The following is an 819-nucleotide window of genomic DNA, read 5'->3' on the forward strand; positions in this document are numbered from 1 at the left end:
GTCATTACCGTTCAGGCGTTGCTTTAACTCAGTTGTGCAGATTGATCTGTCGCAGCAGGGTCTCGCTGTTGTTGCGGGCAAAAAGCATATTGAAAAATGTATGGCTGCTTACATTGTAAGTGCCGCAGGTTTCTATAGAATATGATTTATATACGTTCCCGTAAGCAGCCTGTGCCTGCGGGAGAGGATACAGTGTTCTTGACCTGTGGCAGTTTCAGATAAACCGCTCTGGTAGTCGTGGATTCAATTGCTTTAAAGGCAGCTGATTATGGAGAATGAGATGACCGGAAATCTGGCCTATCCGCCGCATATTCTGATTGTTGAAGCCCGTTTTTACGATGCGCTTTCTGACGCGCTTCTGGATGGTGCCAAAGCGGCGCTGGATGAAGCCGGTGCGACTTATGATATTGTGACGGTCATGGGCGCTCTTGAAGTTCCTGCGGCTATCTCTTTCGCTCTCGATGCTGAGGCCGGCGGTGGCACAGAATATGATGGTTATGTTGCGCTTGGCACCGTCATTCGCGGCGAGACCTATCATTTTGAAATCGTTGCCAATGAATCCTCCCGCGCATTGACAGACCTGTCTGTGGCGGAAAGCATTGCGATCGGTAATGGCATTCTCACTGTTGAAAATGAAGAGCAGGCCTGGGCCCGCGCCAAACGCAGTGAAAAAGATAAGGGCGGTTTTGCAGCGCGCGCTGCCCTGACGATGATTGATTTACAGAAAAAATTTGGAGTCTGATATGACCGCCCCTCATGCGACGCCGCAGAATGCGCCGCGCACCGCCAATAAGCGAGGCGTTGCACGCCCTGCTGCCG

1 protein-coding gene is annotated in these 819 nt (G+C 51.5%); it reads left to right on the forward strand.

Annotated features, from left to right (window positions below):
* Positions 1-280 precede the first annotated feature (280 nt).
* Positions 281-742 (forward strand): 6,7-dimethyl-8-ribityllumazine synthase, encoded by a 462-nt coding sequence (locus A918_RS0107610; protein ID WP_028233523.1) that lies wholly within the window; start codon positions 281-283, stop codon positions 740-742.
* Positions 743-819: the final 77 nt, after the last annotated feature.

This window comes from Pseudochrobactrum sp. AO18b (assembly GCF_000409565.1).
GTDB lineage: Bacteria > Pseudomonadota > Alphaproteobacteria > Rhizobiales > Rhizobiaceae > Pseudochrobactrum > Pseudochrobactrum saccharolyticum.

Bases quoted from the DNA above. Each gene is read 5' to 3' on its own strand.
- A918_RS0107610 (WP_028233523.1), top strand. From the start codon at position 281: ATGACCGGAAATCTGGCCTATCCGCCGCATATTCTGATTGTTGAAGCC.